This window comes from Burkholderia sp. BCC0322, from assembly GCF_902833045.1.
Lineage (GTDB): Bacteria > Pseudomonadota > Gammaproteobacteria > Burkholderiales > Burkholderiaceae > Burkholderia.
Genome location: NZ_CADFDU010000007.1, coordinates 130,275 through 150,795, shown reverse-complemented (window position 1 = coordinate 150,795; position 20,521 = coordinate 130,275). Strand labels below are relative to the sequence as shown.

Here is a 20,521-nt window from a genome sequence, read left to right as displayed (position 1 = left end):
AACCGCAACCAGAGAACGGGGGCGAGGCACCGTCCGAATCACTCCGCGTTCCGACACTTTTCACCGCCCCGCCGACAGGCGTAAGCTGTACGTCCCGCTACCCAGGGAGACGGCAGCCCATGTCGCATTCCAAGGATCTCGAGCAGCCCGCCACCACCGGCGCGCGACTGCTCGTCGATGCGTTGCTCGCCAATCACGTCGAACGCGTGTTCTGCGTGCCGGGCGAGAGTTTCCTCGCCGTACTCGATGCGCTGGCGGACAACACCGCGCGCATCCAGACGGTCGTCTGCCGCCACGAGGCCGCCGCCGCGAACATGGCCGAGGCCGTCGGCAAGCTGACCGGCCGCCCCGGCATCGCGTTCGTCACGCGCGGGCCCGGCGCGACGCATGCTTCGATCGGCGTGCACACCGCGTTCCAGGATTCGACGCCGATGATCCTGTTCGTCGGCCAGTGCGCACGCGAGCACCTCGACCGCGAAGCCTTCCAGGAAATCGACTACCGGCGGATGTTCGGCCAGATGGCGAAATGGGTCGCGCAGATCGACGATCCGCGCCGCATCCCCGAATACCTGAGCCATGCGTTCCACGTCGCGACGTCCGGCCGTCCCGGCCCGGTCGTGCTCGCGCTGCCCGAAGACGTGCTGTCCGAAGCGTGCGCGCCGCAGCCCGTCGTGCCGGCCGCGAAACGCGTCGCGGCCGCACCGTCGGCCGCGCAGCTCGACGAACTGCGCGAGCGGCTCGCGCGCGCGGAGCGGCCGCTGGCGATCGTCGGCGGCAGCGGCTGGACACCCGACGCGTGCGCGAACCTGCGCACCTTCGTCGAGCGCTGGCAACTGCCGGTGGCCTGTGCGTTCCGCTACCAGGACACGATCGACAACGCGCACCCGAACTACGCGGGCGACGTCGGGCTCGGGATCAACCCCGCGCTCGCGAAGCGCATCCGCGACGCCGACCTGCTGCTCGTGATCGGGCCGCGCCTCGGCGAAGCGACGACCGGCGGCTACACGCTGCTCGACATCCCGAAGACGCGCCAGACGCTGATCCACGTGCACCAGGGCGCGGACGAGCTTGGCCGCGTATATGCGGCCGACCTGCCGATCGTGTCGGGCATGCCCGAGATCGCCGCGCCGCTCGCCGCGCTCGAGGCGCCCGAGCACCCCGCGTGGGCCGGCACCGCCGCCGACGCGCACCGCGCGTATCGCGAATGGCATGCGCCGCTGCCGATGCCCGGCGACGTCCAGCTCGGCGACGTGATGGTGCAGTTGCGCGAGCGCCTGCCGCACGACGCGATCCTCACCAACGGCGCCGGCAACTATGCGATCTGGCTGCATCGCCACTTCGCGTACCGGCACTTCCGCTCGCAGCTCGCGCCGACGAGCGGCGCGATGGGCTACGGCGTGCCGGCTGCGCTTGCCGCGAAGTCGCTGTACCCGTCGCGCGCCGTCGTCGCGCTCGCGGGCGACGGCTGCTTCATGATGGCCGGCAACGAGCTCGCGACCGCGATGCAGTACGGGCTGAACATCGTCGTGATCGTCGTCAACAACGGGCATTTCGGCACGATCCGCATGCATCAGGAGCGCAACTACCCGGGACGCGTGCATGGCACGGGGCTCACGAATCCCGATTTCGCCGCGTATGCGCGCGCGTTCGGCGCGCATGGCGAGACCGTCGAGCGCACCGCCGATTTCGCGCCCGCGCTCGAACGTGCGCTGACCTGCGGGCGGCCCGCCCTGATCGAAATCCGCATCCCGCAGGACGCCAGCACGCCGGCGGCGACACTCGAGCAGATCCGCGAACAGGGCCGCCGCGCGCGCGGCGGATGACGGTGGACACGCACGCCGCGCCGCCCGACGTCGCGCTGTCGCACGACGACGCACTCACGCTCCCCGGCACGCTGCTCGCACCGGACGGCACGTTCGTCGCGCCCTACGACCTCGAGCACGGCGGCGCGCGTGCCGTCGGCCACGTGCCGGCCACGGCCGCACGCAGGCTGCTGCACGCCGCGCACCGGCCGTTCCGGCTCGACTACGACAACGCACGGCACGTGCACGTGATTAACGGGATGGGCGTCACGCTCGGCGATTCGGTGATCGGGCTCACCGCCCTCGCCGCGCTGCGCGACGCGCACCCGGGCCTGCGCTTCACGCTGTACCGGCCGGCCCGCGCGCCGCGCTATGTCGAGGCGCTGTATGCGCTCGCGGCCGACATCGTCGCGCCGTCCCGCACCCTGCCGTACCCCGCCGACGCGCTGCTGGCGGACGCGCCGTGCATCGACGTCGGCAATCACCTGTACTGGCCCGCTTTCGCGCGGCTGCCGATGATCGATTTCTTCCTCGACGCGCTCGGCGTGGAACCCGCGTCGGTGCCGGCATCGGCCAAGCGCAACCGCTGGCTCGCGCGGCTGCGGCTGCCTGCGTTGCCTGCGTCATGGCAGCGCCCGTACGTGCTGTTCTGTCCGACCGCGAGCACCGCATTGCGTAGCGTGCCGCCCGCACTGCGGGCAACGTTCGTCGAACAGCTCGCGCAGCGCTACGGATTGCCGGTGGCCGGGTTCGGGCCCGTCGCGCATCCCGCCTATGTCGACGTGAGCGCCGATGCGGCCGACGATACGGCCCGGTTCATCGCATGGGTCAAGGGTGCCAGCCTGCTGTTCGCGCCCGACACGGCCGCGCTGCATCTCGCCGACGGTTTCGACGTGCCGACGCTCGCATGCTTCACGACGATCGGGCCGGCGCTGCGCGTGCGCGACTATCCGCGTTGCGTGCCGGTCGCGCTCGACGTGCCCGCCGAATTGCTCGGGCTGCATCGCAGCGAGCGCCCGGCCGATCTCGCGGCGGTCGAGGCGGCCTATCGCGCGATCGATTGGGATGCGGTGGCGTGGCCCGCGCCGCGCAAGGCGGCGGCTACGGCCGAATAGGGAAACAGGGTGCGGCGGGCAGCGGCGACGCCGAAAGCGCGCTGTGTGTCCGCGCCGCCTGAGCCTGAGCCTGAGCCTGAGCCTGAGCCTGAGCCAGTGCCGGTGCCGGTGCCGGTGCCGGTGCCGGTGCCAGTGCCAGTGCCAGTGCCAGTGCCAGTGCCAGTGCCAGTGCCAGTGCCAGTGCCAGTGCCAGTGCCAGTGCCAGTGCCAGTGCCAGTGCCAGTGCCGGTGCCAGTGCCTGAGCCGAAGTCCACATCGAAACCGGAACCGCTTCGACTACCGCCCCACGCTTACCCCACCGTCACCATCGCCGCGCGATCGCGCAGCGTCTCCGACGGACGCTTGCCGAACAGCCGCCGGTAATCGGTCGCGAACTGGCTGAGGTGCCAGAAGCCCCATGCCTCCGCCACGTCCTGCACCGAACCGGCCGCGCGGCCGCACAGGTCACGCCGCGCACCGTTCAGCCGCAGCGTGCGCAGGTAGGTGGCCGGCGCCATGCCGAGCACGTCCTGGAAGCAGTACTGCAGCGTGCGCCGGCTCACGTGCAACTGCTCGCACAGCTCGGGCACGCCAACCGGGCGCGTACGATGCGCGAGCACGTAGTCGCGTGCCTGTTCGACGATCCAGCGCCGCATCGATGGCGCGCGGCCGGCGGCGTCGTCGGCCGGTTGCGCACACACATCGAACAGCGCGGCCAGCACCTCGGCCTGCAGGTCGTCGCGCTGCGCATCGGCCAGCGGGCCGGCCATCGCCACCGCACCATCGAGCCGGCGGCCGAGCAGCGCGCACAGGCGCGCGAGCCGCGCATCGCCGACCTGCATCACGCGCTGCGTGAACAGCCGCTCGTCGAGCGCGCGGCGCTCGACCTCCTCCGCATAGCGGCGCAGCACGTCGCCGCGCACGACGACACCGTAGATCGAGAACTGCGCGGGCGTCACCAGTTCAAACTCGACGTTGCCGGGCCGGAACGCGAGCGCACCCGGCCCGATGCGGCACGCATCGACGCGCGCGGTGCCATCGCACACGAGCGGGATGCCGAACCAGTACGCATCGCCGCGCACCTCGCACGCCTGGCGCAGCAGGTGGCTCGTCGATTCGCGAAACAGCTTCATCGTGTCGAGCGGCAGCTCGGTCAGCGTGCCGACGAAGCGGCCAGCCGCGAGCTGGTCGTAAGTCTGCCGCCAGCCGATCAGGTTGCGTGCCTGCTCGTCGGCGTCGTGCGCCACGCTGACGACCGCCTGCCCGGCCAGCGCATCGTCGCCCTGCGCGCTGCGCCGCGTGTCTTCGGCCGTCGGTTCTTCGCTGCACGCCACGTGTTGGTCCATCGTGTCCTCCCTCACCTGCCCGGAACCCCGCCTGTCACGCAAGTCCCGTGCCGAACGATGCATCGCCCGTCATTCGGCGCTGCGCGGCCTGCGCGCGCCATGTAGGCGTACCCAAACGCCCTGCCGTACGCACCCCGCCGGTGCGGCACGCGCCACGCCGGCGCACCCGGTGCGCTCCGCCCCGCCGGCGACACGCGACGGCCGGCTAGCCACCGTTCGCGCGCCGCAGCCGCACGACCCGCGTGCAGCAATTGCCGTACGCCTGCGCGACCGCCAACTCGACGATCGCACTGCCAGCCGGCCACGGCGCCGCGTCCGCATCGGACAGGTCCGTGTGCAGCGTCGCGCGCCCGTTGATCCGGTAACGGATACCGCGCATGAAGTCGACGAACAGCAACCCGACGCCGCTGCCATCGCACCGCGCAATGTCGCCCCGGCCGTCGTCGCCGTCGCCGTGCACCGGCAGCACGAAGCGCAGCGTCTTCGTATCGATCACGCGCACGACCGGCAGCAGGTCGCCGTTCGCGTCGCGCCGGCTCTGCACGATGTCGCAGGTCACGCCCGCCGGCCCGCCGCAGGCCGTGCCGACGAACATGAACGGCTGCGTCTCGATGAACTGCCGCACACCGATGCTCAGCCGCGTCGTCACGACGTCGCTCATCCGCTCGGCTTCGTCGGCGACGCCAAAGCGGTGGTGCGCGTCGAGTTCACCCGCGTGGAACACGGGATGGCGCGGACGGGATCGGGGCGGTTCTGACATGGGGTTTTACGTCCGGCGCGCCGGCTCAACATGCCGCCGCGAGCAAACGGCCATCGGGTTCGTTTCCGTCGAAGGCCGCGGCAACTCGCGGCCGGTGTCGGGTTGCGACTGCGAATGGGCGGAAACGGCAAAACTCCGGATCGCCGGTCGGCCGTGCGGCACGCATCCGCGCACCGGTCGTCGGCCAGCCAGCCGCCATCGCCCGGCGCGACACGCGTTCGACGACCATCCGGCATCCGACGCTTCGCCGCTGACGCCGAAACCCTGCGCCCCGACCGGCCGGCAATCCACTGCCGGCCGGCCAGGACGCCCGCGCGCGGCTCAGAAGAACCCGAGCGCCTCGGCCTGGTAGCTCACCAGCAGGCACTTCGTCTGCTGATAGTTCGACAGCGCCATCTTGTGCGTCTCGCGGCCGATCCCCGACTGCTTGTAGCCGCCGAACGCCGCGTGCGCGGGGTACAGGTGGTAGCAGTTGGTCCACACGCGGCCGGCCTCGACCTCGCGGCCCATCCGGTACGCACGCGTGCCGTTACGCGTCCACACGCCCGCGCCGAGCCCGTAGAACGTGTCGTTCGCGAGCTCGATCGCGTCCTGCTCGTCCTTGAACGTCATCACCGACGCGACCGGCCCGAAGATCTCTTCCTGGAACACGCGCATCTTGTTGTTGCCGAGCAGCATCGTCGGCTTCACGTAGTAGCCCGTGCCGAGTTCCGCCGCCGGCGCCGTGCGCTCGCCGCCCGTCAGGCATTGCGCACCTTCGCCGCGGCCGATGTCGATGTACGACAGGATCTTGTCGAGCTGCTGCTGCGATGCCTGCGCGCCGATCATCGTCTGCAGGTCGAGCGGATGGCCGGCCTTGATGCGCTCGACGCGCGCGACGGCCTTCTCGATGAACTTCTCGTAGATCGATTCCTGGATCAGGATCCGCGACGGGCACGTGCACACTTCGCCCTGGTTCAGCGCGAACATCGCGAGCCCTTCGAGCGCCTTGTCGAGGAACGCGTCGTCCTGGTCGAGCACGTCGGCGAAGAAGATGTTCGGACTCTTGCCGCCCAGTTCGACCGTCGACGGGATCAGGCTGTCGGCCGCCGCGCGCAGGATGTGCTTGCCGACCGGCGTCGAGCCCGTGAACGCGATCTTCGCGATGCGCTTGCTGGTCGCGAGCGCTTCGCCCGCTTCCTTGCCGAAGCCGTTCACGATGTTGATCGTGCCGGCCGGGAACAGGTCGCCGATCAGCTCCATCAGCACGAGCACCGACGCGGGCGTCTGCTCGGCCGGCTTCATCACCACGCAGCAGCCGGCGGCAAGCGCCGGCGCGAGCTTCCAGGCGGCCATCAGCAGCGGGAAGTTCCACGGAATGATCTGGCCGACGACGCCGAGCGGTTCGTGGAAGTGATACGCGACAGTGTTGTCGTCGATTTCGGAGATGCCGCCTTCCTGCGCGCGGATGCAGCCTGCAAAGTAGCGGAAGTGGTCGATCGCGAGCGGCAGGTCGGCCGCCATCGTCTCGCGCAGCGGCTTGCCGTTGTCGATCGTCTCGGCCACGGCCAGCAGCTTCAGGTTCTTTTCCATCCGGTCGGCGGCGGCGAGCAGCAGGTTCGCGCGCTCGGCCACGGACGTCTTGCCCCACTTGCGGCGCGCGGCATGCGCGGCGTCCAGCGCCAGCTCGATATCGTCGGCGCCCGAGCGCGGGATGCGGCAGAACGGCTGGCCGTTGATCGGCGATACGTTCTCGAAGTACTCGCCTTTCACCGGCGGAACCCACTTGCCGCCGATGTAGTTGTCGTATTGCTGACGGTACGGGTATTCGACGTCGAGGCCCAGTTGCTTCAGGTCAAACGGGTTCATACATGTCTCCTGTTTATCGTGCTTGTGTGAGTACAGCGCCGGTTCGAATTGCGCTGCCTTCGTTTACGCAACATGCGTGCCAAACAGGACGGAAACACGGCGACCCCAGCCGGCCCGCGTGCGCACCGTGCCGTGTTCATCGATGCCGCACGGCGGGTGTGCCGATTCTGAACAGCGCGACTGCGCCGCGCGCCGGGGCGGTGTTCGAAATTTCCACAGTGCGCAGGCGCACCTGCGCATGGAGGCAGGCCACGCCGCGTGGCATGTCGCTTGCGTGCACAACGCGCATTCCCACGCAACGGCGTGTGCGCCGGACGACACCATGAACGACCGCGGCCCCCTGACCGACGACGCCATCGCGTTCATTCGCGAACAGGCGTTCCTGATCGTCGCGACCGCCGACGCGGACGGCAACAGCGACTGCTCGTACCGCGGCCGCGAGCCACGCGCGGACGGCTCGTTCGAGCCGCTCGTCGACATGCCCGACCGCCGCACGCTCGTGCTGCCCGACTTCGCGGGCAACAACCTGTTCAACACGATCGGCAACCTGCTCGTGAATCCGGCCATCGCGCTGCTGTTCGTCGACTTCGTGCGCCAGACGACCTGGCTCGTGCAGGGCCGCGCGACGATCGACGAGGCGGCGGAAAACCACGCGCACTTGTGGCCCGCCGCGCGGCGCTATGTGGTGGTTGACGTGGAACGGGCGCAGGCACGGGCGGATGCGACGCTGCCGCCGTTGGTGCTGGCGTGATGCGCGTGACGGAGCGTCAACGTGCGAGCACAGCGATGACGAAACAAGACGGCACGCCGGCCGCCGTGGCCGGAGCACCCGTGCGCGACGACGCGCGGCTCAACGTCCGTGCGTCTGCGCACACGCCGCTTCGATCCGGCTGCGCACCGGCACGTCGGTGTGCGCGTGCTCGCCGGCGTCGTCACCCGTTTCAGCCGCCGCCGGCCGCCCGCCGAGAAACGCAAACACCACCCCCGCACACAGCACCGTAACGACCGCCAGCCCGATCAGCAGCCGATCGAACGCATGCGCGTAACTCGCGAGCAGCGCCGCATGCCCGACACCCGGCAGCGCGGCTGCCGCACCCGCCAGATCACCGGTCGCGAGCCGCGCAGCCGCACGCAGCGTCGCGTCGGGTGTGCCCGCAGCACCCGCCGCCTGCGCCAACCCCGCCCGCGCGAGCGCGGCCAGCACCGCACCGACGATTGCGAGCGCGATCCCCTCGCCGGCCACGCGCGTCGTACTGAAGATCCCCGTCGCCATCCCCGCGCGCTCCTTCGGCACGACGCTCACCGACAGCCCGTCCATCAGCCCCCACGGCATCCCGGCCCCGACGCCGATCGCGAGCATCGGCGCGATCACCGCAGGCCCCGCGCCGCCGCGCAGCGCGATCCCCAGCCACACGAGCCCGGCTGCCGCGATCAGCAGCCCGAGCCCCGAGATCACGCCGGCCGACAGCCAGCGCGTGAGCGTCGCGGCGACGAGCGGCACGACCAGCATCGGCGCGGAAATCGCGAGCATCAGCCAGCCGGCGTCGATCTCGCTGAAACCGTCGATGCCGATGAAGCGCAGCGGCAACACGACGAGCAGCACGATATAGCAGCAGCAGGTCGACACCGGCAGCACCTGCACGCCGACGAAGCGCGCAATCCGGAACAGCGACAGGTCGAGCATCGGCCGCGCGACGCGCGTCTCGATCATCACGAATGCGCATGCGCCGAGCGCCGCGCCGGCCAGCAGCACGATCACGAGCGCGCTCGTCCAGCCGCGCGCGGGCGCCTCGATCACGCCGAACGTGAACAGCGTCAGCGCGGCGGTAAACGCAGCCGTGCCTGGCCAGTCGAGCCCCGTCGCATGCGGGTCGCGCGACTCGTGCATGCGCGGCAGCCCGAATACGAGCGACAGCCCGCCGGCCACCGCGCTCGTGACGAAGATCGCGCGCCAGCCGACATGCCCGATCAGCGCGCCGGCGAGCACCGGCCCAAACGCGAGCCCGATGCCGAAGGTCGTGCCGAGCAGGCTGAATGCGCGCGTGCGCGCCGCGCCGTCGAACTCCTGCGCGAGCGCGGCCGTGCCGCCCGCGAGCGCCGCGGCTGCCGCGAGCCCCTGCGCGGCGCGCAGCAGGTCGACCGCGAGCATCGACGGCGCGAACGCGAGCGCAACCGACATCAGCGTGAAACCGCCGACGCCGATCGCGAACAGGCGCTTGCGGCCGAACTGGTCGGCCAGCGCGCCGGCCGCCATCAGGAAGCTGCCGAACGCGAGCATGAACGCGTTGGTGATCCAGTTCATCGCGACCGTGCCGCCGTGCAGGTCGCGGCCGATCGCCGGCGTCGCGACCGCGCCGCCCGAAAACGACAGCGGCAGCGCGACGGCGGCCATGCAGACGGCGGCCAGCACCCACGCGCGCCGGCGTGCCGACGGGTCTGAAGCGGCTGAAAAAGGGTGATCCATCATCGCTCCTCGAAAAGCCGGCGCGGATGCGCCGTCAGAGCGACAGAAGATAAATCCGATTCAATCCGCGAAAAACCACGCAAAGTTCCGCATATAACGGACTAAAATTCCGCAATTCACTCGACTACGCGCGTCGGCGCACGCCCTTCGATTCGATGGACAACCTGACCGGCATCGTCGCCTTCGTCCGCACCGCGGAAGCGCTGAGCTTCGTCGCCGCCGGCCGCGCGCTCGGCATCTCGGCGTCGGCGGTCGGCAAGACGATCGCGAAACTCGAGCAGTCGCTCGGCGTGCGGCTGTTCAACCGCACGACGCGGCGCGTCACGCTCACCGAAGAAGGGCGGCACTTCTACGAACGCTGCCAGCGGATCCTCGAGGATTTCCGCGATGCGGAAGCGACTGTCACGGCGTCGGCGCAGCGCCCGCGCGGCAAGCTGCGCGTGAGCCTGCCGGTGATCGGCTACCGGTTCCTGCTGCCGGTGCTGCCCGAATTCCGTCAGCGCTACCCGGACGTCGAACTCGATCTCGATTTCAACGACCGGATGGTGGATGTCGTCGAAGGCGGCTTCGACGCGGTGATCCGCAGCGGCCCGCTGTCCGATTCAAGCCTGATGTCGCGGCGGCTCGGCCCGTTCGCGTTCGTGCTGTGCGCGACGCCCGCGTATCTCGCCCAGGCCGGCACGCCGCGCACGCCGCGCGATCTCGAAACGCACGAGTGCGTGCGTTACTGCTTCCCGACCACCGGCAAGCTGCAGGACTGGGCGCTCGCGGCCGACGACGGCACGCCGCTGAAACTGCGCACCGCGCTGACCTGCAACAACATGGAGGCCCTGCGCGGGACAGTACTCGCGGGGCTCGGCATCGGTTACATGCCCGACTTCCTCGCGCACGACGCGCTCGAACGCGGCGCACTCGTGACCGTGCTCGACGACTACCGGATCGCGCCGGGGCAATTCTCGATCGTGTGGCCGTCGAGCCGGCAGTTGTCGCCGAAGCTGCGCGTGTTCGTCGATTTCCTGTGCGAGCGGCTGTTCCGGTAGCCCCCCGCAAGCCGCTCGCTCTGCGCGAATGCCGCCGCGCACCAGCGACCCGCACGGCCGTTTTCAGTCCGCCCCGATCCGCTCCGCCTGCGCCTGCGGCAGCAACGCATCGCTGTCGTCCTTCAGCCCGACGCCCGTCAGCTGGAGCCTGCGCGCATGCGTCATCAGGTAATGCAGCTTGTGCGCGGCCGCCGCGTAAGGCAGCCCTTCGGGCCGCACGTTCGAGATGCAGTTGCGCAGCGCGTCGTGGCAACCGACCTTCGGCGCCCACGTCAGGTACACGCCGAGGCTGTCCGGCGAGCTGAGCCCCGGCCGTTCGCCGATCAGCATCGCGACGACCTTCGCGCGCAGCAGCTCGCCGATCTCGTCGCCGAGCGCGACGCGCGCCTGGGTCGCGACCACCACCGGGCCGATCCGCCAGCCGTCCGCATCGAGCCGCGGCCGCACCGCCTGCAGCAACGGCAACGCCTGCTTCGCGGCCGCGAACGCCGACAGCCCGTCGCCGACCACGAACACGACGTCGGGTGCGTCGTCGAGCGCCGCGCCGTAGCCGGCCAGCCGCCCGCGACTGTCATCCGACAGCTTGCGGCCGAGGTCGGGCCGGCGCAGATAGTGGTCGCGGTCCGGCGCGGCGCTCTGCACGCCGAGCGTCGGTAACCCGCATGTCTCGATCTCGCGCCGCAGCGCGTCCGCATCGAGCGGCTGGTGCACCGCGTCGCGCGCCTGCGCATGCGACAGGTTGAACGCGAGCAGCGGCGCGGTCGGCAGGCTGTTGCCCGCGCGACCGAGCGCGATCCGTGCGTTCGTGAACGACTTCAATTGCGCCCACGGGTTCTTCTCGACGGCGTCGCTCATGCCGAAATCCCCATCCAGTCGTTCGCGCCCGCGAGCAGCGGCACACGCGACGTCGCGGCGCGCAATGCGCCGTGCGCGTCGGCGATTTCCATCGTCTCCAGCCACTCCTCGAATTCCGGCGCGCGGCGCAGGCCGAGCACCTCGCGCACGTACAGCTGGTCGTGGAACGACGTGCTCTGGTAGTTCAGCATCACGTCGTCCGCGCCCGGAATGCCCATGATGAAGTTGATGCCGGCCGCACCCAGCAGCGTCAGCAAGGTATCCATGTCGTCCTGGTCGGCTTCCGCGTGGTTCGTGTAGCAGATGTCGCAACCCATCGGCACGCCGAGCAGCTTCCCGCAGAAGTGATCCTCGAGCCCCGCGCGGATGATCTGCTTGCCGTCGTACAGGTATTCAGGGCCGATGAAGCCGACCACCGTGTTCACGAGGAACGGCTCGAACTTGCGCGCCACCGCATATGCGCGCACTTCGCAGGTCTGCTGGTCGACGCCGAAGTGCGCGTTCGCCGAGAGCGCACTGCCCTGCCCCGTCTCGAAGTACATCAGGTTGTTGCCGACCGTGCCGCGCTCGAGCGACAGCGCGGCCTCGCGCGCCTCGCCGAGCAGCGCGAGCGAGATGCCGAAGCTCGCGTTCGCCTTCTCGGTACCCGCGATCGACTGGAACACGAGATCGACCGGCGCGCCCTTCTCGATTGCCGCGATCGTGTTGGTCACGTGCGTGAGCACGCACGACTGCGTCGGCACGCCGTAGCGCTCGCGGAACCCGTCGATCATCGCGAGCAGCTTCACGATCGCCGCGAGGCTGTCGGTGGCCGGGTTGATGCCGATCATCGCGTCGCCGCAGCCGTACATCAGCCCGTCGAGCATCGATGCGGCGATGCCCTTCACGTCGTCGGTCGGGTGGTTCGGCTGCAGCCGCACCGACATCCGGCCCGGCAACCCTACCGTGTTGCGAAAGCGCGTGACGACGCGGCGCTTCCTCGCCGCCGCGATCAGGTCCTGATTGCGCATCAGCTTCGACACGGCCGCGACCATCTCGGGCGTGAGGCCCGGCGCGATCCGTTCGAGCGCCGCGCCGTCGGCCGCGGGCGACAGCAGCCAGTTGCGGAAGTCGCCGACGGTGAGGTGCGAGATTTCCGCGAACGCGGCAGCGTCGTGATCGTCGACGATCAGGCGCGTGACCTCGTCGTCCTCATACGGGATCACCGCTTCGTTCAGGAACGCCTTCAGCGGCACGCCCGCGAGCGCGATTTTCGCGGCGACGCGCTCCTCCTCGCTCGCCGCCGCGACACCGGCGAGCTGGTCGCCGGAACGCAGCGGGCTCGCCTTCGCGAGCAGCGTCTTCAGGTCCGCGAAGCGGTACGTGCGCGGGCCGATCGTCTCCGTATAGGACATCTGCGAGTCTCCTTGCCAAAAGCCGACGGCGCGCCCGTTCGACGGGGCGCGCCGGATGCCGTCAGGAACGGCCGTTCACCTTCGCCATGCTCATTCCTCCAGCAGCACGTCGCCGGGCGCGCTCGCGCGCTGCGAACGGGTCGCGAGGAAGTACGCGTAGCCCACCGCGAGGAAGCCGACGAACACCAGCGCGACCAGCCCGTTGAAGACCACCATCGTACCGAGACAGACGAGCGCCGCAAGAATCGCGAATGCCGGGAAGATCGGGTACAGCGGTGCGCGGAACGGCCGCGCCATGTTCGGCTGCGAGCGGCGCAGCTTGAACAGCGACGCCATGCTCACGATATACATCACGATCGCGCCGAACACCGACATCGTCACGATGTTCGCGGTCAGCGTCTGACCGCCGAACTGGATCAGCTCGTCGCTGTAGATCGCCGCGATGCCGACCACGCCGCCCGCGAGAATCGCGCGATGCGGGGTCTTGAAGCGCGGATGCACCTTCCCGAGCCATTCCGGCAAGTAGCCTTCGCGGGCCAGCGCGAAGATCTGGCGCGAATAGCCGAGGATGATCCCGTGGAACGATGCGACCAGACCGAACAGCCCGAGCCACACGAGCATGTGCATCCAGCCGCTGTTCGCGCCGACGATGTACTTCATCGCCTGCGGCAGCGGATCGTTGATGTTCGCGAGCTTGGTCCAGTCGCCCGCGCCGCCGGCGAACACCATCACGCCGATCGCGAGCGCGACGAGGGTCAGGATCCCGGCCACGTAGGCGATCGGAATCGAGCGCTTCGGGTTCTTCGCTTCCTCGGCGGCCATCGCGACGCCTTCGATCGCGAGGAAGAACCAGATCGCGAACGGGATCGCCGCGAACATCCCGTGGAACGCGCCCACGCTGAAGTGATCGGCGCCCGACCAGCCGCCCTTCATGAAGTTGCTCCACGCGAAGCCCGGCGACACGACGCCCATGAACACCAGCAACTCGAAGATCGCGAGCAGCGTGACGACCAGCTCGAAGGTCGCGGCGATCTGCACGCCGACGATGTTCAGCGCCATGAACACGAGATACGCGCCCATTGCCGCATGCTTCGGCTCGAGCCCCGGGAACTGCACGTGCAGGTACGCGCCGATCGCCAGCGCGATCGCGGGCGGCGCGAACACGAACTCGACGAGCGTCGCCGCGCCGGCGAGATAGCCGCCGGTCGGGCCGAATGCGCGGCGCGCATACGCGAACGGGCCGCCCGCGTGCGGGATCGACGTCGTCAGCTCGGTGAAACTGAAGATGAAGGTCGTGTACATCGCCGCGACGAACAGCGCGGTGACGACGAAGCCCAGCGTGCCGGCGCTCGCCCAGCCGTAGCTCCAGCCGAAGTATTCGCCGGAAATCACGAGGCCGACCGCGATGCCCCACAGTTGCCAGGTCCCGAGCGTCTGCTGCAGCGCGGGCTGGCCGGACGACTTGGCGCCGGCGGCGGGCCGGCCATTCGACTCTGCTTTCATCGGACTCTCTCCTCAAAGGCGCCGGGCCTGGCGGCCTGCGCGACTGAGAATCGATGCTAGAGAGTCATTAAACGACGTGTTATCGAAATTCGGCAAAGATCGCGGCTGACATTTCGCTGACGGAAATGCCGGCCCGGCCGGCCATGCGACGCGCGCCGATGTGCCGGGCGCGCACGCCCGACCGCGCCCTGCGGGCCGGCGCCGCCGGCCGCGCGAAGCGGCCGGACGGCACGCGACAGGCTTATTGCCCGCCGCCGCGCTGGTTGAACCAGCGATCGAGCAGCTTGCCGGCCGCTTCACGCCCGCCAAGACCGAACGACAGCGCCACCGCCACCGCGATCGCGCCGAGCACGAGGCCGAACGCAAGCTGGACGATCTCGTTCGCGATGCCCATCGCGCGCAGCCCCATCGCGAACACGAGGCCGAGGATCGCGAATTGCGCGATGCGCGCGAACAGCACGCTGTGCTCGCGGTCGGCCTGCTCGATCACGCGGCGCGCGAGGCCCGCGAGCCACACGCCGATCACGAGGATCACGCCGCCCATCAGCACGTGGCCGCCGAATTCGATGAACAGCGTGACGACGTCGCGCACCTGCGAGAACCCGAGCCGGTTCGCCGCTTCGACCGACGCAAACAGCATCGCGAAGAACACGATCAGCCGCGCCACCAGCACCGACGGCTGCAGGATCCCCGAGAACACGCGCTCGACGCCGAGCACGGCCGGCAGCCCGTCTGCGCCCGCGGCTTCGAGCAGCTTCTGAGCGAGCGACGCGACGAAGCGCGCGAAGTAGAACGTCACGAGCACGATCACGATCGCCGCGACGATGTCCGGCACCGCGCCGAGGAACTGGTTCAGCATGTTGGTGGCCGGCACCGAGATCGCGTCGATCTTCAGCGCGTCGAGCGCGGAGATCAGCGTCGGTACGAACACGAACACGTAGACGATCGTGCCGATCAGGCTCGACACGCGCACCGGCGTCGGGCTGTCGAGACCCTGCGTGAGGCGGTCGGCGCCCGCGGCGACGAGCAGGTTCGTCACGAGGCCGCGCAGCACGCGCGCGACGATCCAGCCGACCAGGCCGATCACCGCGGCCGCGAACAGGTTCGGCACGATCGCGAGCAGCTTGTCGACCATCCCCTGCACCGGCGACAGCAGCCCCGACAGCGCGAACGACGCGAGGATCGCCGGCAGGAACATCAGGATCACGAGCCAGAACAGCACGTCGCCGAGATAGCCGCTCATCGGCCGCATGCCCGCGCCTTCGGACAGCTTGTCGTCGATCTTGCTCGCCTTCAGCGTGCGGTTCGCGAGGCTGCGCAGCATCGACGCGATGAGCCACGCGATCAGCGTCAGCGCCCCGCCGCCGATCAGGTTCGGCAGGTAGTTGACGATGTGCGTGACGAGCAGCGAGAACGGGTTGGAGACCGCGTACAGGTTGAGCACGTTGAAGATGCCCACCGCGGTGACGAGCAGCACGAGCCAGAACAGGCCGCCTGCGATGATGCGCTCGACGCAGGCGCCCTGGCCGGTGCTTTCGTTGATCCGCTGATCGACCTTCAGCGCGCCGAGCAGGCGCATCGCGCCGGCCCGCACCACGACGGCGATCAGCCAGCCGATCACCAGGATGCCAATCGCGCCGGCGATCTTTGGCAGATACCCCCCTAGCGTGGTCTGCAGCGACGTGATGAAGCTGGAAGCATCCATTTCTTCTTCTCCCGAAAACGTGGTGTTGCGATTGAACATCGACGAACTACCTGCGTACTTCGAAAACGTGCTGCCCTGCCGGAGCAACTTACCCGAGAAAAATGACGCGATCATCCGATTTCACCGTCTTTAACTTTAGTCATAGATCTCGGGGGGGCAAGACCCCATTTCGTCACAATAAAAAGGGGCCTGATTTGTCGGCCTCCTGCGCATTTCCGCAAGATTTATCAATTCGGCCCGTGCTACCGTGACGTCGGTTCCCGCCCGGATACGCCGATGACCGTCGAAACGAAACCCGACCAGCCCGCCTGGATCCGTTACGCGGCCAGCGTGGCGCGCGTCCACGAGTACATTCGCGCGCACCTCGACGGCCCGCTCGACCTGAACCGGCTTGCCGAAGTCGCGTGCCTGTCGCCGTATCACTGGCAGCGCGTGTATCGCGCGCTGTATGGCGAGTCGATCGTGCTGACGGTGCGGCGGATGCGGATCGTGCGCGCGTCCGAAGATCTCGTCTGCACCGCGCGGCCGCTCGACGAGATCGCACGGCGCGCGGGCTACGGTTCGACGCACGCGTTCACGCGGGCGTTTCGCGACGCATACGGGGTGCCGCCCGTGCAGCACCGGCGCACGGGCAGCCACCGGCCCATCTATCCGTTACAGCGAGGAGAAGCAGACATGTTCAAGCATGAAGTCGACATCCGGCAGCTGCCGGAACTGCACGGCTATGCGGTAGCGCACACCGGTTCGTACTTGAAGGTCAGCGAAGCGTTCACGCGGATCGGCGCGTGGGTCGGGCAGCACGGGTTGATCGGCCCCGGCGCGAAGATGATCGGCATTTATTACGACGATCCGGACACGACGCCCGAAGCGCAGTTGCGCGCGAAGGCCTGCTTCATCCCGACCGACAGCGCGCCGGACATCGAACCCGCGCCGCCGGTGGAGCGCGTGACCGTGGCGGGCGGCGAATATGCGGTGCTGTTGCACACCGGGCCGTACGCGGACCTGAAGACGGCCTACCAGTGGCTCTACGGCGACTGGCTGCGTCACTCGGGCCGCGAAGCCGCCGACGCGCCGCCGTTCGAGCTGTACCTCAATACGCCGATGAATGCGGCGCCGACCGACCTGCGCACCGAGATCTACCTGCCGCTGCGCTGATCGAAGGGCCGGGGTGCCGGGGCGAGCCGGCGCGCTGTTCCAGGACGACGCCCGTTGCAGGCACCATGCTCCCGGCGACGGTTCCGATGCGGGCAATCACGCCGGCGATCGCACGTTATCCGGCCTGCGTCCCGCAGCCCGGGCAGAAACGCGCGTCGGCAGCCAGCGCCGCTTGGCAGCGGCTGCAAGCCTTGGCGCGCTGCGACGCGCCGCACTGCGCACAGAAACGCGCATCCGCCGCATTGAGCGCGCCGCAGCCCGCGCACGCGAGCTGGCTCAGCGGCACGTTGCCGCCCTGGCCACCCTGCCCGTCGGCCGGCGCCTGCCAGCCCCAACCGTAGCGATCGCGGCCGCGCGCATCGTGGCCGCCATGCCCGTCCCGGCGCTGCCCGCCGTGGTGGCCGCCACCGTGGCCGCTGTTGCCGTGGCCGCCGCCATGCCCCCCGCCGTGGCCGCCCAGGATTCGTTTCAGAAAGCTCATCGCGTACTCCTCAACGCTGGGCCTGCGCGCCGCCGAACGCCCCCGAGGACGACAGCAGCCGCAAACCGTTGGCCACGACGATCAGGCTTGCGCCCGCGTCGGCGAAGACCGCCATCCACATCGTGCCGAGCCCCGCGACCGTGAGGCCGAGGAACACGATCTTCACGCCGAGCGCGAAGCCGATGTTCTGCACCAGGACACGATGCGTCGCACGCGACAGCCGCACGAACGCGGGGATCTTGCGCAGGTCGTCGTCCATCAGCGCGACGTCGGCCGTCTCGATCGCCGTGTCGGTGCCCATCGCGCCCATCGCGAAACCGATGTCGGCGCGTGCGAGCGCCGGCGCGTCGTTGATCCCGTCGCCGACCATCCCGACCGCGCCCGCGCCGCCGGCCGACAGTTCCTCGACCGCCGCGAGCTTGTCTTCCGGCAACTGGTTACCGCGCGCGTCGTCGATGCCGGCCTGCTGCGCGATCGCCCGCGCGGTATGCGGGTTGTCGCCCGTCAGCATCGCGGTGCGGATGCCGAGCGCATGCAGATCGGCGATCGCTTCACGGCTCGTGTCCTTGATCGTGTCCGCCACCGCGAAGATGCCGAGCACGCGCGCTTCGTCGACCAGCACCACGACGCTCTTGCCCTGCCGCTCGAGCGCATCGAGCTTCGCCTCGAGGGCCGTCGAGCAGCGCTCGAGTTCCTCGACGAGCCGGTGGTTGCCGAGCCAGTAGCGCGTGCCGTCGATCGTGCCGCGCACGCCGCGCCCGACGATCGCTTCGAAGTCCTGCACATCGGCGAAGGCCGTCGCGCCGGCGTCGCGGGCAGCAGTGGCGATCGCCTGCGACACCGGGTGATCGGAGCGCGCCGCGAGGCTCGCGCCGAGGTGGCGTACACGTGCCGCATCGGCGTCGTCCGCATGCAGGTCGAAGTCGGTCTGCACCGGCTTGCCGTGCGTGATCGTGCCGGTCTTGTCGAGTGCGAGCCACGCGAGCTTGCGCCCTTCTTCCAGGTACACGCCGCCCTTCACGAGAATCCCGCGCCGCGCCGCGGCCGCGAGCCCCGACACGATCGTCACCGGCGTCGAGATCACCAGTGCGCACGGGCACGCGATCACGAGCAGCACCAGCGCGCGGTAGATCCAGTCTTGCCACGCACCGCCCATGACGAGCGGCGGCACCGCCGCGACCAGCAGCGCGACCGCGAACACGATCGGCGTGTAGACGCGTGCGAACTGGTCGACGAAGCGCTGCGTGGGCGCCTTCGCGCCCTGGGCTTCCTCGACCGCATGGATGATCCGCGCGAGCGTCGAGTGGGCCGCGACGGCCGTCACGCGATATTCGAACGAACCCGATTCGTTGATCGTGCCCGCGTACACGGCGTCGCCGGTGGTCTTTTCGACGGGCAGGCTCTCGCCGGTGATCGGCGCCTGGTTCACCGTCGAGCGGCCCGCGACGACTTCGCCGTCCAGCCCGATCCGCTCGCCCGGTTTCACGCGCACGACCGCGCCGAGCACCACTCGCGCGGCCTCGATCGTGCGCCACGACCCGTCGGCGTCACGCACGGTCGCGATGTCCGGCGCGAGCTGCATCAGGCCCTGGATCGCATTGCGCGCCCGGTCGAGCGACTTCGCTTCGATCAGCTCGGCGATCGTGAACAGCACCATCACCATCGCGGCTTCCGGCCACTGGCCGATCGCCATCGCCCCCGTCACCGCGATGCTCATCAGCGCGTTGATGTTCAGGTTGCCGTTGCGGATCGCGATCCAGCCCTTCTTGTACGTGGTGAGCCCGCAAGCGAGCACCGCCGCGAGCGCGAGCGCCGCCGACAGCCATACGGGCAGGCCGGCCCAGGTCGCGCCTTCGGACGCGATCGCGGCGACGCCGGCCAGCGCCAGCGGCCACCACGGCTTCGCGGGTGCGTCGGCGACGCGCTGCGCCGGTGCGCCGGCCGTTGCCGCCTCGGGGGTCATCCCGAGCGTGCGGATTGCGCTTTCGATCGCCGGCTGTGCGCCCGGCACGTGCTCGACGGTCAGCATCCGCTGCATCAGGTTGAATTCGAGCGCCGACACTTCGCTCATCCCGCCGAGCTTCTTGCGGATCAGCGTTTCCTCGGTCGGACAGTCCATCTGCATGATCCGGAACGCGGAGCGCACGTGGCCCGACGCGGTCGCCTGCGCGACCGGCAGCGGCGCGAGCGTCAGCGCGGCAGGCGCGCAGCAGTCGCCGGCCGCGTGGTCGTGGTCGTCGTCGTGACCGGCATGGTCGTGCGAGCACGCGGCGCCATGTACATGCCTGTCGTCGTGTGCATGATCGTGGCCGGCATCGTCATGCTTCGCACGCCCGTGCGAGCACGATGCCCCATGCACATGCGCATCGTCGTGTGCATGGCCGTGATCGTGATCGTGGCCGCGCGAGGCGGCCTTGCCGTGCGCGTGCTCGCCGGCCACCGGCACCGCGTCGACAACGGTCGCCAGCTGCGTGTCGCGCGGGTCGGCGCAGCACGTATCGGCGCCGTCGGCATGACGGTGTCGTGGGTCGTGGGTACGCTGGGCGTCGGTCATGACAACCTCCTTTATGGCTTGACGGTGTAGAGTTAACACCCTGAAGCCACTACAAGGTCAACCCTTACACGGGAGAAAGGCATGAAGATTGGCGAACTGGCCAAAGCGGCCCGCTGCACGCCCGAGACGATCCGGTTCTACGAGAAAGAGGGACTGATGCCGGACGCGGAGCGCACCGACTCGAACTACCGCAACTACACCGACGTGCATGTCGAACGGCTGCGCTTCATCCGCAACTGCCGCGCGCTCGACATGGCGCACGACGAAATCCGCGCGCTGCTGCAACTCACCGACATGCCTGCCGATCCGTGCGATTCGATCAATGCGCTGCTCGACGACCACATCGGGCACGTCGACGCGCGCCTCGCGGAACTCACGCACCTGCGCAACCAGCTCACCGAATTGCGGCGCCAGTGTGTCGGCGAGCATTCGGTCGAGGATTGCGGCATCGTGCACGGTCTCGCGACGATGGAAACCGTCGCCCCGGCCGCGAAACGCTCGCACCTCGGCTGAAACCCTT

At 69.3% G+C, this 20,521-nt stretch carries 16 protein-coding genes; 6 read left to right on the top strand and 10 right to left on the bottom strand.

Annotation, left to right across the window (positions count from 1 at the left end; genetic code table 11):
• Positions 1-119: 119 nt before the first annotated feature.
• Entirely contained in the window at positions 120-1,823 is a 1,704-nt protein-coding gene (locus HWX39_RS21315) for a thiamine pyrophosphate-binding protein (protein ID WP_175969854.1), read from the top strand.
• Positions 1,820-2,917: an ADP-heptose--LPS heptosyltransferase gene (locus HWX39_RS21310; protein WP_175969853.1), complete on the top strand. Its 1,098-nt coding sequence runs from the start codon at positions 1,820-1,822 to the stop codon at positions 2,915-2,917. Before HWX39_RS21315 ends, HWX39_RS21310 begins: the two co-directional genes overlap by 4 nt.
• 290 nt (positions 2,918-3,207) lie before the next feature.
• On the opposite strand, the gene HWX39_RS21305 is transcribed toward HWX39_RS21310, so the two are convergent.
• The 3 genes from HWX39_RS21305 to HWX39_RS21295 all read right to left on the bottom strand — a co-directional run bounded on the left by HWX39_RS21305 (position 3,208) and on the right by HWX39_RS21295 (position 6,850).
• Positions 3,208-4,242, bottom strand: coding sequence for a helix-turn-helix domain-containing protein (locus HWX39_RS21305; RefSeq protein ID WP_175969852.1), 1,035 nt, complete (start codon positions 4,240-4,242; stop codon positions 3,208-3,210).
• A gap of 205 nt (positions 4,243-4,447) precedes the next feature.
• The gene (locus tag HWX39_RS21300; RefSeq protein WP_175969851.1) at positions 4,448-5,002 is read right to left on the bottom strand and encodes a hypothetical protein; all 555 of its coding nucleotides are present in this window, start codon (positions 5,000-5,002) and stop codon (positions 4,448-4,450) included.
• A gap of 321 nt (positions 5,003-5,323) precedes the next feature.
• The gene (locus HWX39_RS21295) at positions 5,324-6,850 is read right to left on the bottom strand and encodes an aldehyde dehydrogenase family protein (protein ID WP_089424179.1); all 1,527 of its coding nucleotides are present in this window, start codon (positions 6,848-6,850) and stop codon (positions 5,324-5,326) included.
• A 322-nt stretch (positions 6,851-7,172) separates the two neighbouring features.
• Here HWX39_RS21295 and HWX39_RS21290 point away from each other — a divergent pair, with 322 nt between their 5' ends.
• Positions 7,173-7,601: a pyridoxamine 5'-phosphate oxidase family protein gene (locus tag HWX39_RS21290; protein ID WP_244135061.1), complete on the top strand. Its 429-nt coding sequence runs from the start codon at positions 7,173-7,175 to the stop codon at positions 7,599-7,601.
• 99 nt (positions 7,602-7,700) lie between these two features.
• Here the strand turns inward: HWX39_RS21290 and HWX39_RS21285 are convergent, their stop codons facing one another.
• Positions 7,701-9,314 carry an MFS transporter gene (locus HWX39_RS21285; RefSeq protein ID WP_175969849.1) on the bottom strand — a complete coding sequence of 538 codons (1,614 nt, stop codon included), beginning with the start codon at positions 9,312-9,314 and terminating at the stop codon, positions 7,701-7,703.
• A gap of 155 nt (positions 9,315-9,469) precedes the next feature.
• Between HWX39_RS21285 and HWX39_RS21280 the strand changes: the two genes are divergently transcribed.
• Complete coding sequence (locus HWX39_RS21280; protein ID WP_175969848.1) at positions 9,470-10,354, top strand: LysR family transcriptional regulator; 885 nt, start codon at positions 9,470-9,472, stop codon at positions 10,352-10,354.
• Positions 10,355-10,417: 63 nt separating this feature from the next.
• On the opposite strand, the gene eutC is transcribed toward HWX39_RS21280, so the two are convergent.
• From eutC to HWX39_RS21260, 4 genes are all read right to left on the bottom strand, one after another.
• A complete protein-coding gene (eutC, locus tag HWX39_RS21275) occupies positions 10,418-11,209 on the bottom strand; it encodes an ethanolamine ammonia-lyase subunit EutC (protein ID WP_175969847.1) in 792 nt (263 codons plus the stop codon).
• Positions 11,206-12,603, bottom strand: coding sequence for an ethanolamine ammonia-lyase subunit EutB (locus HWX39_RS21270; RefSeq protein ID WP_175969846.1), 1,398 nt, complete (start codon positions 12,601-12,603; stop codon positions 11,206-11,208). The genes eutC and HWX39_RS21270 overlap by 4 nt, the downstream gene beginning before the upstream one ends.
• Positions 12,604-12,693: 90 nt before the next feature.
• Positions 12,694-14,106 carry an ethanolamine permease gene (eat, locus tag HWX39_RS21265; RefSeq protein WP_175969845.1) on the bottom strand — a complete coding sequence of 471 codons (1,413 nt, stop codon included), beginning with the start codon at positions 14,104-14,106 and terminating at the stop codon, positions 12,694-12,696.
• Between the two features lie 241 nt (positions 14,107-14,347).
• Positions 14,348-15,811: a mechanosensitive ion channel gene (locus HWX39_RS21260; RefSeq protein ID WP_175969844.1), complete on the bottom strand. Its 1,464-nt coding sequence runs from the start codon at positions 15,809-15,811 to the stop codon at positions 14,348-14,350.
• 276 nt (positions 15,812-16,087) lie between these two features.
• Here HWX39_RS21260 and HWX39_RS21255 point away from each other — a divergent pair, with 276 nt between their 5' ends.
• Complete coding sequence (locus HWX39_RS21255) at positions 16,088-16,966, top strand: AraC family transcriptional regulator (protein WP_175969843.1); 879 nt, start codon at positions 16,088-16,090, stop codon at positions 16,964-16,966.
• A gap of 115 nt (positions 16,967-17,081) precedes the next feature.
• Here the strand turns inward: HWX39_RS21255 and HWX39_RS21250 are convergent, their stop codons facing one another.
• Together HWX39_RS21250 and HWX39_RS21245 are read right to left on the bottom strand one after the other, a co-directional pair.
• Positions 17,082-17,447 (bottom strand): zinc ribbon domain-containing protein, encoded by a 366-nt coding sequence (locus tag HWX39_RS21250; RefSeq protein WP_175969842.1) that lies wholly within the window; start codon positions 17,445-17,447, stop codon positions 17,082-17,084.
• 10 nt (positions 17,448-17,457) lie between these two features.
• On the bottom strand, positions 17,458-20,001 hold the full coding sequence (locus tag HWX39_RS21245) for a heavy metal translocating P-type ATPase (RefSeq protein WP_175969841.1): 2,544 nt from the start codon (positions 19,999-20,001) through the stop codon (positions 17,458-17,460).
• An 81-nt stretch (positions 20,002-20,082) separates the two neighbouring features.
• Between HWX39_RS21245 and cadR the strand changes: the two genes are divergently transcribed.
• Positions 20,083-20,514: a Cd(II)/Pb(II)-responsive transcriptional regulator gene (gene cadR, locus HWX39_RS21240; RefSeq protein WP_175969840.1), complete on the top strand. Its 432-nt coding sequence runs from the start codon at positions 20,083-20,085 to the stop codon at positions 20,512-20,514.
• The last annotated feature ends 7 nt before the right edge of the window (positions 20,515-20,521 follow it).